Raw genomic sequence first — 15337 nt, forward strand, 5'->3', positions numbered from 1 at the left:
GGCGACAGCTGCTGTGCAGGGGGCAACAGCTACGATAGACACTATGGAAATTGTTAAGGGCATTCTTGTCGTTCTGCACATCGTCGGCTTTGGTGTGGTCTTCGGCGGCGCACTCGCCCAGCTGCCCCGTGTGAAGGAGGGCGCCGCGAAGGTTACTGCCGGCATTCTGCACGGCTCGTCGCTGCTGTTCGCGACCGGTCTGCTGCTCGTCGGCATGACATACGCCCTGGGCGGTCAGCCAAACAACGCCAAGATCGGTGTCAAGCTCATTGTTCTACTCGCGATCATCGCGATCGTGCTCATCAACCGCAAGAAGCCGCAGGTGTCGGGCGGCGTCATCGGCGCGCTCGCGGGCCTGTCGGCTGTGAACGTCGCTATCGCAGTGCTCTGGAGCTAATAGCTGCAGCATGAATACAAGAGGGGCCCGGATCATTTGATCCGGGCCCCTCTTTGTACAGGGCAGCACTTGCGTGCTGCCCTGAGATGCCGCGCGCTAGTCGGCCGTGCGCTTGAGCGTGCCGATCTCTTTGCCCGCCTCATCGCTGATGGTGATCGTGTCGCCTGAGACTTTGCCAGTGGTGGCCTGACCGAGCCAGGTGTCGACGCCCTCACAGAACATCATGGTCGAGGCAAGCTGGCCAAACTTTACGACGCCAGCGTCTTCGGTGTAGCTGCCCATAAGCCGATTGCAGCCGTCGGTGCCGGTGACATTGCCGTCTTCTGCGAACTCGAGTGAGGGTTCTTTCTCTTGCGCCGTGTTGCCCCACGACCCCACCACTGAAGCGTCGCCGGAGGCCGAGCAACCGGTGAGAGCGAGTGCGGCGACAGCGGCCGCGGCGGCAATGATGCGCAAACGTGAGGGTGTCATGCGCTCAGCGTAACAGTGCGGGCGATGCCGAAGGAAACATTAACAGGAGATCCATAACGACCCCATCATCCTGCGCTCGTTCGCAGAATCGAGTGTGGATCCTGCGACTCGTTCCTCGCGCAGGATGACGTGGTTGGGGTAGCTCGCGCAGGATGACGTGGTTGGGGTAGCTCGCGCAGGATGATGTGGTTGGGGTAGCTCGCGCAGGATGACGTGTACGAAGCCGCGCGGTGGCCTACTCCCAGCGTTCGCCCCAGCCCTGGGAACCCCCAGCCGCGTCGATCTGCTGCGGCACGCCGCCCGGATTGTCATCGCGCAGCTCAGCGGGCAAGAACGCCTGCGGTGCGTTTTGAAAAGCGACCGGGCGCAAGAACCTGCCAATGGCGGCAGTGCCCACAGAGGTGCTTGCGTCGTTCGTCGTCGCGGGCCACGGACCGCCGTGCTGCTGCGCGGGCGTCACCGCCACGCCCGTTGGCCAACCGTTGAACAGCACCCGCCCCACCTGGCGGCTCATGGCGGTGACGAGCTCTTGCAGCTCGGCTGCGTTTGAGGTGGTGCCGGTTGCCTCCTGGCTGCTCAAGTGCAGCGTACCCGTGAGGTTTCCCTCATAAAACTCGGGCATGAGGGCCGCGAGGTCGGTGCCGTCTGGCGTCTCGACCAGAATCGAGAGCGGCCCAAACGATTCTTCAACGAGCGCGGCGTGGCCGGCCCTAAAGTCTGCGAGCGAGACTGCGACGACGGTGGGGGTAGCCCAACCCTCACCCGCCTCGTCAAACCGCATGCTGCCCTCGAGGATCGTGGTGACGCCGGGGGATGTGAGCACCTCACCGCGGCGGGTACCAAAACCGGTTGCGATGCGTGGGTCAAGTAGGCGGTGCTCGGCGGGAACACCCGCCGCCGATTTGATGGCAGCGGGCAGAGCCGACGCGGCCGGGGCGAACACGAATCCAGGCTTCGTGCACAGCTGGCCCGCAGAGCCCGAGACGCTCGTGAGGTAACCCGCCGCGATCTCGCCCGCGCGCTCAGCGATCGCGTCGGCCGTGATGAATACGGGGTTCACGCTACCGAGCTCGCCGTAGAACGGAATAGGGGCGGGGCGACTCGCGGCGATGTCGGCGAGTAGCCTGCCGACCCGAATCGACCCGGTGAATGAGCCCGCCTTGATGCGGGAATCTTTGAGTACCTGAATGCCCGCGTCGCGGCCGTGGATCAGATGAAAAATGCCCTTGGGCATGCCCGCGGATTCGAGGGCGGCCGCAGCGACCTTGGCGGTCGCGTCTGAGAGCTCGGGGTGACCCGAGTGCGCTTTGACGATGAGTGGGCAGCCCGCGGCGAGAATGGCCGCTGAGTCTCCGCCCATCACCGAGAACGCGAAGGGAAAGTTTGAGGCAGAGAAGTTGATGACGGGGCCAAGCGGCACGTGAGTGCGGCGCACGTCGGGGCGCGGGCCGAGCACGAACTCGGGGTCTGCGTGGTCGATGCGGGCGTCGAGGTAGCTACCGCCGGTGATGGCCTCGGCCATGAGGCGCAGCTGCACTGCGGTGCGTGTGACCTCGCCAGTGAGACGGGGCGAGGTGAGCCCCGTCTCACGCATTGCAATCTCGACCAGCTCGGGTTTGTATTTCTCGAGGGCGCCTGCCACGGCTACGAGGGCGCGGGCCCTATCTGTGGCTGCGGTGGCCGCAAACGCCGGTGCCGCTGCAGCCGCGCTCGCTACGATGACTTCGAGTTCTGGTGTGAGTGTCGACGACTGTGTCATGGTTCCATCTTGCCACGCGCTACCGCCCGAGTGTGCGCGTGATGAACTCGGCTGCGCGCACGAGCTGCGCTTCGCCCGAGGCGATCTTGCCGGCCGACGTGAAGATGCCGTGCGCGTGACCGGGCAGGTGTGTGAGTTCGACGTGGGTGCCGTGTTCGGCGAGCAGCCGCGCGTATTCGAGCCCCTCTTCGGCGAGCGGGTCGAGCCCGAGCGTGATGATCCACGCTGGCGGCTGCGCGGCAGCGCCCGGCTCTCGCACAGCGAGCAGCGGCGACACACGATGGTCGAAGCCGTCCTCGGGGCGCGCGAGAAACTCACGCGCAAACCAGCGCATCGTGTCGGCGGTGAGGGGAAACCCCTCTTCAACGCGGGCATACCCGGCCGACTCCGCCGACACATCGAGTACGGGGTAAAGCAGCACCTGCGCGGCAACGGTGGTGCCGGGCACCCGCAACGAGGGCTCGAAGGCGAGCGCGGTTGCGATGCCGCCGCCCGCGCTGTCACCCACCGTGACGATGCGCCGAGCGTCCCAGCAGCGGGCAGCGGCTTCGTCACGCAGCCACTCGACTGCGCGGCGTGAGTCGAGGTGTGCTGCTGGGAACCGGTGCTCTGGCCCCAACCGATAGTCGATCGCCACGACGGGCAACCCCGTGAGGGTTGCGAGCCTACGGCAGACCGGATCATGGGTTTCAAGGGAACCAATGATCCAGCCGCCACCGTGCGCAAACAACAGCACGGCGTCGTCTGCTGAGCGAGCACCCGCGGGGCGCGGGTCGTAAACCCGCACCCCGAAGCGCTCGGCGCCCTCCCCAATCGAGACGTCTTCGACGAGTGTCACCTCGTCGCGCGGCAGACCGTTTGCGGCGCTCGAGCGTTCATAGCCCTCACGCGACGCGGCCATTGACGCGGCGTCTTGAAACGATTGCGAGCCCGCGGCGCGAAACGCAGCAACCATTTCGCGCTGATCCGGAGCGACAGCCTCGAGAGGAAGGGCGGTCATGAGCCTAGGCCTCCACGAGCTCGAGCGACTTGACGACGTAGTCGTCTGCGTTGAACTCGCGCGCCCAGTCGCGGTACTCCTCGACGGTGCCCGACCAGTTGTTGATGACCTTGCCCTTCGAGTTCTTGTACCAGCTCGAGCACTCGCTCGAGAACGCCGAACCGCGCATCTCGGCCTGCAGCTGCTCGTTGAATGCGTCGAGGCGGTCGCGGCGCACATCGACCGACACCTTCTCGAGGTCAGCGGTCTTCGCAAGCACGTCCTGGACGTATGCCTGCTGAATCTCGAGCATCGTGACGACCGAGTTGTGGTTCAGGTTGGTGTTGGGGCCGTACATGAGGAACATGTTGGGGAACCCGTCGACCGCCATACCCACGTAGGCCTCGGCGTCTTCGGTGCCCCAGCGCTCAGCGAGCGTGACGCCGTCGCGGCCGATGATGTTGAGGTTGCCCTGGAAGTTCTGCGAGTAGAACCCGGTCGCGTAGATGATCACGTCTGCCTCGTGCTCCACGCCGTCGGCGGTCACGATACCGTTCTCGGTGAAGTGCGACACACCTTCGGTGACCAGAGTGACGTTGTCGCGCAAGAACGTGGGGTAGTAGGCCGAGGTGCGCAGAATGCGCTTGCAGCCAAACTCGTAGGTGGGGGTGAGCTTCTCGCGCAGCTCGGGGTCTTCGATCACCGAGTGCAGGTAATCGATCGATTCCTTGGCACCCTCGGCCTGGCCGCCCGTGTTGGAGCGGGTGCGCTCGAAGCCAGCCTCACGCAGCTCGTGGATCGCGCGACGCGACTCCTCGAACGTCTCGGGGTGCTGCTCGAACGTGTCGAGCTGCTCCTTTGTGAACTCGATCTGCTCGCGGGGCAAGATGTAGTTGGCCGAACGCTGGAACACCTCGAGCTGGCCAGCCTCTTCTGCGACGAACGGCACGTACTGCACGGCCGAAGCGGCCGAACCGATCGAGATGACCTTCTTACCCTTGAGGTCGACGTCGTGACGCCAGTTAGCCGAGTGGAACTGCACACCCTTGAACTTGTCGCGGCCCTCCCACGCGGGGATCTTGACCTCGCTGAGCTGGCCCCAGGCGGGAATGAAGAAGTCAGAGGTGTACTGCTCGCCGTTCGCGAGCGAGATCAGCCAGTGTGCCTCTTCTTCGACCCAGCGGGCCTCGACGATTTCGGCGTTGTAGTGCATGTGCTTCTCGATGCCAAACGCATCACGCAGCTGCTGCTGGTAGCCGAGCATCTCGTCTTGCCCCGCGAACATCTTCGACACGCGCAGGTGCGGAAAGAAGGTGTAGTTGTAGACGTGCGCCTGGGTGTCGCACGCGGCTCCCGGGTAGGTGTTGTCGCGCCACACGCCGCCCACGGCGTCTGCCTTCTCGAACACGGCAAAGTTATCAACGCCAGCGCGTACGAGCTGCGCTGCCATGCCGAGGCCGCCGAAGCCGGAGCCGAGAACCGCGACGCGGAAGTGCTGGGGAGTAGTCATGATGTGTCCTTATTGCTTGGGGTGAATGTTGTGAATGCTGTGAAGTTTTGGGTTAGGCGCTTGCCGCGGCGGCTGCCTCTAGTGCCGGATCCGCCTGCGCCTGTGGCATGCGAATGATCTGGCGCAGCACGGTGCCGGCTGCGAGCGCGTCCATACCCTCGTTGATGTCTTCGAGGGCGATTTCGCCGCTGATGAGGCGCTCGAGCGGGAGCTTGCCTTCGCGCCAGAGCTGCTCGAACTTGGGGATGTCGCGGCTGGGCACTGCCGAACCGAGGTAGGAGCCGATGACCTGCTGGGCGCGCGCGGTGAGCTTCAGCGGTTCGATCTCGCTCATGGCACCGGGGGCGGGGAGCCCCACCGTGACGAGGGTGCCACCAAAACCGATGAGCTGGTACGCAGTCTCGAACGCGCGAGGGTGGCCCACCGCCTCGATCACGACGTCAGCGGTGATGCCCTGCTCGATGGCCTGCTGCGGGGTGAGTGCGGCGGTGACGCCCCACTCGCGCGCAAGGTCAAGCTTGGCGTCGTTCGCGTCGATCGCGTACACCTCACGCGGGCCGATGCCGAGGGCGGTGAGAAGCGCAGCCATGCCAACGCCACCGAGGCCCACCACCGCGATCATCTGCTGCGGTGCGAGCTTCGCCGCGTTGAGCACCGCCCCGCCGCCCGTGAGCACGGCACAGCCGAGCACCGCGGCAATGTCGGCGGGCACATCTGCGCCAACGGGCACTACCGAACGCCGGTCGACCACCGCGTACTCGGCGAAGCCCGAGCAACCGAGGTGGTGCTTCACTTCTTCGGTGGCACCTGACTCAGTTTCGCGGCTGAGATGCTGGCTACCCGTGAGCAGCGTGCCGGCCTCGTTGGTGCGGCTGCCCTCTGCGCAGGGGAGCCGGCCGTCAGTTTCGCACTGTGCGCACTCGCCGCAGCGGGGCAGAAAGGTGAGGACGACGCGCTGGCCGAGCTCAAGGTCGGTGACGCCGTCGCCCAGCTGCTCAATGATGCCGGCGGCCTCGTGGCCGAGCAGCATCGGTACGGGGCGGGGGCGTGAACCGTTTACGACCGAGAGGTCTGAGTGGCAAATGCTCGCGGCCTCGATGCGTACGAGTAGCTCGTGGGCGCCGGGGGCGTCGAGGGTGAGGGTGTCAACGCTTAAGGGGCGGCTTGCAGCGTAAGGCGCCTCGGCGCCCAGCGTGTTCAGCACAGCGCCGCGAATGCTGCGCGCCCGGGTGGTGTTGCTCATGTCATCTCCGTCGAAGGTGAAGCGTGGTGAAACTGTGACCAGTGGCCCGCGTAGCTGTGGGGGCCTTGACTACGAGCATGCCCGGGCTCGCTCGCGAGTCGTGTGGAGAGTTCTATACATTTCAAAAATCAACATAGACTTCTTTACATGCAGAACCTCGGTGTGCCCGCCCAAAGCCACGAAGAACTCGTGGAGTGGGCGCGCAAGCAGCAGCGCCTCACCAGCTCAATCTCTGAGTTTGCGATCGCGATCACCTCGATTCGCGACAGCTCGGCGGCGCTGCAGCAGCTCGTAGCGCGTGCGCGCACACTGCTGGATGTCGACATGGCCTACATCAGCTTGAACGGCACCGATGGCTCGGGGCTCACCACCATTGTTGAGACCTCGGGGGTGTGGACAGAGGCATACCGCACCCTGCAAATGCCGCTCGGCGCCGGGGTGCTGGGCCGCGTCGCGCAGGCGGGCGAGCCCGCGCAAACCTCCGACTACGCCGCCGATGAAGCGCTCACCCGCGACGAACGGGTCGACCGCATCGTCGCGGCAGAGGGGGTGCAGGCGATTCTCGGGGCGCCGATGCGATCTGGCGGCGAAATCATTGGTGCGCTGCTCGTGGCCAACCGGTTTGCGCGCGAGTTCTCGGCCGAGCAGGTCTATATCGCGCAGACACTCGCCAACCTGGCCGCCGTCGCGATTGACAACATGACTCGGGTATCGGAGCTCGAGGCGGGGGGCGACAAGCTACGTGCTGAGCTCGCCGCGACGGGGGCCGAGCTTGCAACCGAGCGCCGCGTGACGGGCGCAGACGAAGCACTGATGGACGCGATCGCTGGTGGCGGCGGGCTCGCGGCGCTGCGCGACGGCATGACCCGCGCGCTCGGGCGCAGCGTGCAGCTTGTCGACCTGACCGTGCGCTTTGACATGCGTGCGGCCGCGGCCGACATCGGTGACGCTGAGCGGCCGCTCATCGCGCTGTCGGCGCGCACTGGCACCCCGCAAGCTCACGCCCGCGAAGATGGCACGCAGCACGCGATCATGGCGGCGACGCGCGGCACCGACCTGGTCGGCGCGGTGATGGCCCCTGGCCCGCTTTCGGCGAGTGATGACCTCGTGCTGCGACGTTGCGCCCGGGTGCTGGGCGTGTTTTTGAGCGCGCAGGATCGAGAACGCGGCGACCTAGCCCGGCGCAGGCGCGAGCTCATCGAGCAGGTGTTGGCGCCGGCATCCGGAGGCCTCGGGTTCGCGGTTATCACACAGCTGCGTGAACTGGGCATCGTGGCTGGTAAGCCGTTTCGCGTGCTCGTCATCGACGGCTCAGAGTCGACCTTGCGCGAGTACGCGCACAAGCTCGAGGTCGATTTTGGGCCGTCACTGCTGCACGCAAAACTCGGTGAGCAGTTGATTGGCGTGGTGCCCGAGGCGGCGTTCGAACGTATTCAGGCCGAGATGGAGCAGCGTGGCGCGCGCCGCTGGGGGGCCATGCTCGTCGCGCACTCGCCGGCGCTGCACATGTTCGAGGTCGTGCCAGATGAGTTTGCTCTGGTCGAGCGGGTGCTCGATGCCGCGCGCAGGTCGGGCTTCCAAGAAACGCTCGTGTCGCTCAAAACCTACGGCGCGATCGGCGCATTTCTCACCAAAGTGACGCTCGAACCCACGAGACTCGGTATCGCCGAGGTGCTCGGACCCGTGCTCGATTACGATCGCGATCATGGCACGGGGCTTGCCGAGACTGCGGCAGCGTTTCTCGATGCGGGGCACTCGGTGCCGCAGGCCGCGCTCGATCTGCACGTGCACGAGAACACGGTGCGCCAGCGGCTCGACCGCATCTCGAAGCTGCTGGGGGAGGGGTGGGCGTACGGTCAGCGCGGTCTTGACTGCCACATCATGCTCGCCGCGCACCGCCTGATCGGCCGCTAACTGCACGTGGATTACGGCGGGTGGATCCTGCGACTCGTTCCTCGCGCAGGATGACAGGAGAGGGGTCGTGCGCCCTTCCGCTAGTCTGCGGGAGCACGCCCCCTTTCGTCATTCTGCGGGAGCGCAGCACCCCTTATCGTCATTCTGCGGGAGCGAAGCGACTCGCAGAATCCAGCAAAGCAGACACGCTCACCGGACCGTGCTGGGCGCACGAGTCAGCAGCGAGACTAACCCACCACGTCGAACTGCTTGAGACGTTTGCGGTCGGCCTTCGAAGCCGAGTGCTGCAGCGACAGCAGCTCGGCGTAGATGCCACCCGAAGCGGCAAGCGCGGCGGGTGAACCGATCTCGTCGATGCGCCCGTCCTTGAGCGTGATGATGCGGTCGACGCCTGCGATCGTCGACAACCGGTGGGCAATGATAAAGCTGGTGCGGCCCTGCATCAGATCGTCGAGCCCCTGCTGCACGAGCCGCTCAGACTTCGTATCGAGTGCGCTGGTGGCCTCGTCGAGCACCAAAATGGGCGCGTCCTTGAGCATGGCACGAGCGACGGCGATGCGCTGCTTCTGCCCGCCCGAGAGCTTCATGCCACGCTCACCGATGACGGTGTCGTAGCCCTCGGGCAGTTTCTCCACGAACTCGGCGACGGCGGCGCGCTGCGCAACCGCTTCGATCTCGGCTCGGCTCGCAGATGGATTACCGTACGCAATGTTCTCGGCGATCGAGCCTGAGAACAGCGACGGGTCTTGAAACACGACGCCGATGCTGCGGCGCAGCGATGCAAGGTCGGGCCCGCCACCCCGCACAGAGATCGCCCCGTCACCGGCCGCATAAAATCCGAGAAGTAGGCTGACCAGCGTCGATTTGCCGCCGCCAGACTCACCCACGAAGGCAATGCGTTCGCCCGGGTGCGCGTCGAAGGTGATGTCGCGCAGCACCGGCTCGTGGTCTTCGTAGCCAAATGTGACACTGTCGAATGAAACCGTGGGGCGCAAGGCTTCGGTCGCCGCACCGGGGGTCGCTGCGCGGCCATGATCCGGATCGCGGGGCAGAGAACCAGCCCCGACGAGCGCCGCGGCATCGAGATCCATGACCTCGAAGTACGAGCGTGAGCCTGCGCTCGCGCGCTGGGCGGAGTCGACCACCCAGCTCAGGTTTTGTACCGGCTGCTTGGCCATCGCCATCAACTGGATCAGCATCACCATCTCGCCGGGCGTGAAGTAGCCCAGCACGGTGCGCACGAAAATGATGATGTACAGGGCGAAGAAGATGAGGTTCAGCACGCCACGGCGGATCCCGTCCATCATGTGCCAGTGGCGCGACTGCTCGGCCGTGAGAGCGATTGTCTTATCGAATCGGTCGCTAAAGTCGCCCAGTTCGCTCGCCTCGCGCGCGAACGATTTTACGACTCGCATCTGACCTACGACCTCGGTGAATCGGCCAGAGGCAACGTCGACGTGCTCGTTCTTTTGGTGTTCGAGCCGCTGCCACTTGCGGCTCGTGAGCGCGGTGAGCCACAGGTAGACGGGGTAAGCGATAGCGAGAAGCACCGCGAGCGGCCAGTAGTGCCATGCGCTGATCGCGAGCACCGCGACCGTCGTCATGAGCATCGTCACGAACATGTTCGAGAACGACTTCATGAAGTTCGTGATCTCGGTGATCGAGCGATTGAGGCGCGCAACAATTGTGCCGCTGAGCTCGTTATCGAAGTAGCGCTGCGGCAGCGCGAGCAGCTGCTCGTAGTAGCGGGTCGACAAAATCGTGCGCATCTTCGCACTCATCACGTCGCCCCAGTAGCCGCCAATGTTGCTGACGAACGTCTCAACGAGGCTCGCGGCGAGAAGCGCGAGTGCTAATAGCACGACGCTCCGGATCGCGCCGTCTGGCACCGCCTCACCGCTTGCTACCGCGCCTGCCGCGTCCACGACCACGTCGGTGGCCGCCCCCGTGATGAATGGCACCGCGATGCCCGCGCCGGTGATGACGGCGGCGGCGAGCATGATGCCGATGTAGTACGGCGTGAGCTGGCGGGTGAAGCGCAAAATGCGCGTGAGTGTCGACACGTTAGGGGCTACCTCTGCGGTGGTGGGTGGCGCAGCCTAAACGGTCTTGGGCTGCTGCTGCGTGATGCAGTGAATGCCGCCGCCGCGGGCGAACAGCGGGCGCGCGTCGATGCCAATCACCTCGCGGCCGGGGTAGACGTCGCGCAGAATGCTGAGCGCCTTGTCGTCGGCCGGATCGTCATACGAGCACGCGAGTACGGCACCGTTGATCACGACGTGGTTGATGTAGCTGTAATCAACGAAGCCCTCGTCGTCGCGCAGCGTCTCGGGGGCGGGCAGGTCGAGGATCTCGAAGCCGGCCGAGTTGACGGTGCGGTACTCCTCGGCCACGGCGCGGTTGGTTTTCGCGATGACGTGGTCGGGGTGTGACTGCGAGTTTTGGCTGTGCATAAGGAGCACGTCGGGCGTGGTGAACGCGGCAAGAATATCTGAGTGGCCGCGGGTGCCAAACGTGTCGTGGTCACGGGTGAGGCCGCGGGGCAACCACAGAGCGCTGGTCGTGCCGATGGTGCGTGCGAGCTCGGTTTCGACCTGCTCCTTCGTCCAGCCGGGGTTGCGGCCCGGGTCGAGCTGCACGGTCTCGGTCAGTACGACGCGGCCGGTGCCGTCGACCTGAATGCCGCCGCCCTCATTGACCATCTCTGAGTTGATGAGCTCGGCGCCCGCCGCCTCTGCGACAATCTTGCCGATGTGCTGGTCGTGATCCCACTGCGCCCAGTCCTGTGCACCCCAGCCGTTGAACACGTAGTTCACGGCGCCCAGGCGGCCGTCGTCACCGATCACGAAGCTCGGGCCGATATCGCGCATCCACGCATCGTTGAGGGGAGCCACGAGTGTATTGATCTGAGCCGAGAGGAATTTCGCGGCGATCGCTTCGTCGCCGGGGCTCACGACCACCGTCACGGGCTGGTGCTCACTTGCAGCGTTGGCAACGGCTGCCCAGGTGGTGCGGGCTTCGAGGGCTTCGGCCTCGGTGTCGCCGAGCGTGTAGCCGGTGGTGGGCCAGGCGAGCCACAGGCGCTCCTGCTCGGTGCCTTCGATGGGCATGCGCCACGTCGTCATGAGTGCTCCTCGATGGGTCGGTGCGGTGGGCCAGGCGCCCCGCAAAAGTTGAAATTATTTTCAGTCTACCCTGCGGGGAGGTGCGAAGCCCAGCATGTTCCTGATGAAACGCCGCAGGGGGCTGCTTCACCGACGAAGAATCGGTGAAGCAGCCCCCTGCTGGTCGGTAACTGAACTACGCGTCGAAGTTCAGCGCGCGCTTGATGAGCTCCTCTTGCTCGGCCGCGTGAACCTTCGCTGATCCGGTCGACGGAGCGGCCGAAGCCGCCCGCGATACGAGCGAAATGCGATCGTTCGCCAGGTGCTTTGACAGCTCGAGCGAAATGAACGGCCACGCACCCTGGTTCTCGGGCTCCTCTTGCACCCACACGAGACTTGCGTTCGTGTACGGTGCGAGGGTGCGCACGAGCTGTGCCCCCGGTACCGGGTAGTACTGCTCGACACGCACGATCGCGATGCGCGGGTCGGGGTTCTTATCAAGAGCGTTGCGCAGATCGTAGTAGACCTTGCCCGATACGAGCAGCACGCGCTCCACCGCTGAGTGCTCGGTGACCACGCGGTCGTCGATCACGGGCTGGAAGGTGCCGGTCGTGAAGTCTTCGACGTTCGAGGTCGCACCGCGCAGGCGCAGCATCGACTTCGGCGTGAAGACAACGAGCGGCTTGCGCGGCCGCGCGTACGCCTGGCGGCGCAGCAGGTGGAAGTAGCTCGCGGGCGTTGACGGCTGCGCGACAATCATGTTGTCTTCGGCGCACAGCTGCAGGTAACGCTCGATGCGGGCCGACGAGTGGTCAGGGCCCTGGCCCTCGTAACCGTGCGGCAGCAGCATGACGACAGAGGACTGCTGGCCCCACTTCTGCTCAGCGGCTGCAACGTACTCGTCGATGACGGCCTGCGCGGTGTTCGCAAAGTCACCGAACTGTGCCTCCCATAGCACGAGGGCATCTTCGCGCTGCAGCGAGTATCCATACTCGTACGCGAGGGCCGCGTACTCAGACAGCAGCGAGTCGTAGATCCAGAACCGTGCCTGCTCCTCGGCGAGGTTCAGCAGCGGGATCCACTCCTGACCGTTCGCGCGGTCGTGGAACACGGCGTGACGCTGCGCGAACGTGCCGCGCCGCGCGTCTTGCCCCGCGAAGCGCACGGCCGTGCCCTCCATGAGTAGCGAACCGAGCGCGAGCAGCTCACCAAAGCCCCAGTCAATGCCGCCCTCGCGGCTCATGTGGGTGCGCTTGTCGAGCAGCTGCTGCAGCTTGCGGTGCACCGTGAAACCCTCGGGCTTGTTCTGGTGCGCATCGCCCACGCGCTCGACTACGCTGCGGTCAACCGCGGTTTCAAGGGGAGCCGGGCCGGGGCCGCCCACCTCGCCCACCTCTGCGATGCCGCTCTGATCGATGATCGGGATCGATCCGGTCTGAGCCGCATGCGTCTCTTGGAACGCGAGTTCGAGACGGTCGTGGAAGTCCTTCTTGGTGTTCTCGTACTCTTCTTCAGTGAGATCGCCACGGCCCACGAGCGCGCTCGTGTAGAGACGACGGGTCGAACGCTTCGCCTCAATCAGATCGGTCATGAGGGGCTGCGTCATCGACGGGTCGTCGCCCTCGTTGTGGCCGCGACGGCGGTAGCAGATCAGGTCGATGATCACATCGACGTGGAACCGCTGACGGAACTCGTACGCGAGCTTCGCGACGCGCACAACCGACTCGGGGTCGTCACCGTTCACGTGGAAGATGGGTGACTGCACAACCTTGCCCACGTCTGAGGCGTAGATCGCCGAGCGCGAGTCGGTGGGCAGCGTCGTGAAGCCCACCTGGTTGTTGATGATGATGTGAATCGTGCCACCGGTGCGGTAGCCGCGCAGCTGCGACATCTGCAGCGTCTCGTACACGACACCCTGGCCGGCCATCGCAGCGTCGCCGTGAATCAAAATCGGCAGAGTAGTGAATGAGCCGATTGGCTTCAGGTCTTGCTTCGCGCGCACAATACCCTCGAGTACACCGTTGACGGTCTCGAGGTGTGAGGGGTTCGCCGCGAGGTGAATGGGCACCTGCGTGCCGTTGGGTGCGGTGAACACACCCGACGTACCGAGGTGGTACTTCACATCGCCCGAACCGCCCTTGTTCGCCGTTTGGGCGCCCTCAAACTCGCGGAAGATCTGGCCGTACGTCTTGCCCGCAATGTTCGAGAGCACGTTGAGGCGACCACGGTGGGCCATGCCGACGTCAACGCTGTCGACCCCGTCTTCAGCGGCGTCGATGAGCATCGCGTCGAGCAGCGGAATAACCGACTCGCCACCCTCGAGGCTGAAGCGCTTCTGGCCCACGTACTTCGTCTGCAGGAACGTCTCAAATGCTTCGGCCTCGTTGAGCTTCGACAGAATGCGCATCTGCTCATCACGGCTCGGCTTTGCGTAGGGAACCTCGAGCTGCGCACGCAGCCACAGGCGCTGAGCCGGATCCTGGATGTGCATGTACTCGATGCCGATCTTGCGGCAGTACGAATCACGCAGCACACCGAGAATGTCGCGCAGGAGCATGGAGCGCTTGCCACCAATGCCACCCGTCACGAACTCGCGGTCGAGGTCCCAGAAGGTAAGCCCGTGAGACTCGATCTCGAGGTCGGGGTGTGTGCGCTGCACGTACTCGAGCGGATCGGTGTCGGCCATCAGGTGACCGCGCACGCGGAACGAGTTGATCAGGTCTTGCACGCGTGCCGACTTGTCGATCGCGCCCGACACGTCAACGTGAATATCAGAGGCCCACTGCACGGGCTTGTACGGGATGCGCAGCGCGGCAAAGATGTCTTCGTAGAAGTTGTAGCCACCGATGAGGCGCTGGTGCACCATCTTCAAAAACTCGCCAGAGCCCGCACCCTGAATGACACGGTGATCATAGGTGCTGGTGAGCGTGATCGTTTTCGAAATGCCCAGGTCGGTGAGCGTCTCGGGCGAAGCGCCCTGAAACTCTGCCGGGTACTCGAGCGCACCCGCACCGATGATGCAGCCCTGCCCCTGCATGAGGCGGGGCACCGAGTGCACCGTGCCAATGCCACCGGGGTTCGTGAGCGACACGGTGGCGCCCGCGAAGTCGTCGGCGGTGAGCTTGCCTGCGCGGGCACGCTTCACGAGGTCTTCGTACGCGGCTAGAAACTCGTTGAAGTCGAGCGTCTCGGCGCGCTTAATCGCGGGGACCATGAGGGCGCGCGTGCCGTCGGGCTTGGGGATATCGATCGCGATGCCGAGACCCACGTGGGCGGGGGCGACGACCGACGGCTTACCGTCGACCTCGGCATACATGACGTTCTGGCTGGGAAACTCCTTCAGTGACTGAATGAGTGCCCACCCGATGAGGTGCGTAAACGACACCTTGCCGCCGCGACTGCGGCGCAGGTTGTTGTTGATCACGATACGGTTATCGATCATCAGCTTCGCGGGAATCGTGCGCACGCTGGTCGCGGTGGGCACCTGAATGCTCATGTCCATGTTCTTGGACAGTGTGCGTGCCATGCCGCGCAGCGGCGTCACAACGTCTTGCGGTTCTGACTCTGTCGACTCCTTGGCCGACATTGCTGAGCGCGCGGTGTCTTTCGCGCGCGGCGCATCGGCCGGAATCGGTGCCACACGCGGCGCGGCGTTTGTGGTGCGCGCCGGCTGTGCGGGGGTAGTGATGGGGGTGGTCACCGGGATCGACGCTGTCGCGGGTGCACCGGGCGTGCTGCGCTGGGCAGCAGCCTGGGCTGCACCGTAACGCTCAAGCACCGGCCACCACGACTGGTCAACCGAATTCTTGTCGACCTGGAACTTCTTCCACATGTCGTCGACCAGCCACGCATTTGCGCCAAAATCTCCTGCGGGACCAGCCTCTGCGGTGGTCTCCGTGCGCTCCGCCAAAGCGACGTCCTCTCATTTTGTGATTCTCACAGCAAGATGTAGCCCCGGGT

At 64.8% G+C, this 15337-nt stretch carries 10 protein-coding genes; 2 read left to right on the forward strand and 8 right to left on the reverse strand.

Annotated elements, in window-relative coordinates; genetic code table 11:
* The first annotated feature begins 43 nt into the window (after nt 1–43).
* The gene (locus tag ACXR2W_RS04045) at nt 44–397 is read left to right on the forward strand and encodes a hypothetical protein (RefSeq protein WP_458815067.1); all 354 of its coding nucleotides are present in this window, start codon (nt 44–46) and stop codon (nt 395–397) included.
* Nucleotides 398–493: 96 nt separating this feature from the next.
* Here ACXR2W_RS04045 and ACXR2W_RS04050 read toward each other — a convergent pair whose 3' ends face one another.
* The 5 genes from ACXR2W_RS04050 to ACXR2W_RS04070 all read right to left on the reverse strand — a co-directional run bounded on the left by ACXR2W_RS04050 (nt 494) and on the right by ACXR2W_RS04070 (nt 6359).
* On the reverse strand, nt 494–868 hold the full coding sequence (locus ACXR2W_RS04050; protein ID WP_458815069.1) for an META domain-containing protein: 375 nt from the start codon (nt 866–868) through the stop codon (nt 494–496).
* Between the two features lie 235 nt (nt 869–1103).
* A complete protein-coding gene (locus tag ACXR2W_RS04055; RefSeq protein WP_458815071.1) occupies nt 1104–2627 on the reverse strand; it encodes an aldehyde dehydrogenase (NADP(+)) in 1524 nt (507 codons plus the stop codon).
* Between the two features lie 19 nt (nt 2628–2646).
* Nucleotides 2647–3627: an alpha/beta hydrolase gene (locus ACXR2W_RS04060; protein ID WP_458815073.1), complete on the reverse strand. Its 981-nt coding sequence runs from the start codon at nt 3625–3627 to the stop codon at nt 2647–2649.
* Nucleotides 3628–3631: 4 nt separating this feature from the next.
* Nucleotides 3632–5116 carry a flavin-containing monooxygenase gene (locus ACXR2W_RS04065; protein ID WP_458815075.1) on the reverse strand — a complete coding sequence of 495 codons (1485 nt, stop codon included), beginning with the start codon at nt 5114–5116 and terminating at the stop codon, nt 3632–3634.
* 52 nt (nt 5117–5168) lie between these two features.
* Nucleotides 5169–6359, reverse strand: a complete 1191-nt coding sequence (locus tag ACXR2W_RS04070; RefSeq protein ID WP_458815077.1) for an alcohol dehydrogenase catalytic domain-containing protein — start codon at nt 6357–6359, stop codon at nt 5169–5171.
* A gap of 147 nt (nt 6360–6506) precedes the next feature.
* On the opposite strand from ACXR2W_RS04070, the gene ACXR2W_RS04075 reads away from it, so the two are divergent.
* Nucleotides 6507–8273, forward strand: coding sequence for a helix-turn-helix domain-containing protein (locus tag ACXR2W_RS04075; RefSeq protein ID WP_458815078.1), 1767 nt, complete (start codon nt 6507–6509; stop codon nt 8271–8273).
* 227 nt (nt 8274–8500) lie between these two features.
* On the opposite strand, the gene ACXR2W_RS04080 is transcribed toward ACXR2W_RS04075, so the two are convergent.
* The 3 genes from ACXR2W_RS04080 to ACXR2W_RS04090 form a co-directional block, all read right to left on the reverse strand.
* The gene (locus tag ACXR2W_RS04080; RefSeq protein WP_458815079.1) at nt 8501–10336 is read right to left on the reverse strand and encodes an ABC transporter ATP-binding protein; all 1836 of its coding nucleotides are present in this window, start codon (nt 10334–10336) and stop codon (nt 8501–8503) included.
* 36 nt (nt 10337–10372) lie between these two features.
* The gene (locus tag ACXR2W_RS04085; RefSeq protein WP_458815081.1) at nt 10373–11398 is read right to left on the reverse strand and encodes an agmatine deiminase family protein; all 1026 of its coding nucleotides are present in this window, start codon (nt 11396–11398) and stop codon (nt 10373–10375) included.
* Between the two features lie 175 nt (nt 11399–11573).
* A complete protein-coding gene (locus ACXR2W_RS04090; RefSeq protein ID WP_458815083.1) occupies nt 11574–15287 on the reverse strand; it encodes a multifunctional oxoglutarate decarboxylase/oxoglutarate dehydrogenase thiamine pyrophosphate-binding subunit/dihydrolipoyllysine-residue succinyltransferase subunit in 3714 nt (1237 codons plus the stop codon).
* Nucleotides 15288–15337: the final 50 nt, after the last annotated feature.

Source organism: Leucobacter faecis, from assembly GCF_054456695.2.

What these genes read in the sequence shown, in the direction of transcription:
- ACXR2W_RS04055 (WP_458815071.1), bottom strand. Translation starts at nt 2,627, where the DNA reads ATGACACAGTCGTCGACACTCACACCAGAACTCGAAGTCATCGTAGCG.
- ACXR2W_RS04065 (WP_458815075.1), bottom strand. Translation starts at nt 5,116, where the DNA reads ATGACTACTCCCCAGCACTTCCGCGTCGCGGTTCTCGGCTCCGGCTTC.
- ACXR2W_RS04045 (WP_458815067.1), top strand. Translation starts at nt 44, where the DNA reads ATGGAAATTGTTAAGGGCATTCTTGTCGTTCTGCACATCGTCGGCTTT.
- ACXR2W_RS04050 (WP_458815069.1), bottom strand. Translation starts at nt 868, where the DNA reads ATGACACCCTCACGTTTGCGCATCATTGCCGCCGCGGCCGCTGTCGCC.
- ACXR2W_RS04060 (WP_458815073.1), bottom strand. Translation starts at nt 3,627, where the DNA reads ATGACCGCCCTTCCTCTCGAGGCTGTCGCTCCGGATCAGCGCGAAATG.
- ACXR2W_RS04085 (WP_458815081.1), bottom strand. Translation starts at nt 11,398, where the DNA reads ATGACGACGTGGCGCATGCCCATCGAAGGCACCGAGCAGGAGCGCCTG.
- ACXR2W_RS04070 (WP_458815077.1), bottom strand. Translation starts at nt 6,359, where the DNA reads ATGAGCAACACCACCCGGGCGCGCAGCATTCGCGGCGCTGTGCTGAAC.
- ACXR2W_RS04075 (WP_458815078.1), top strand. Translation starts at nt 6,507, where the DNA reads ATGCAGAACCTCGGTGTGCCCGCCCAAAGCCACGAAGAACTCGTGGAG.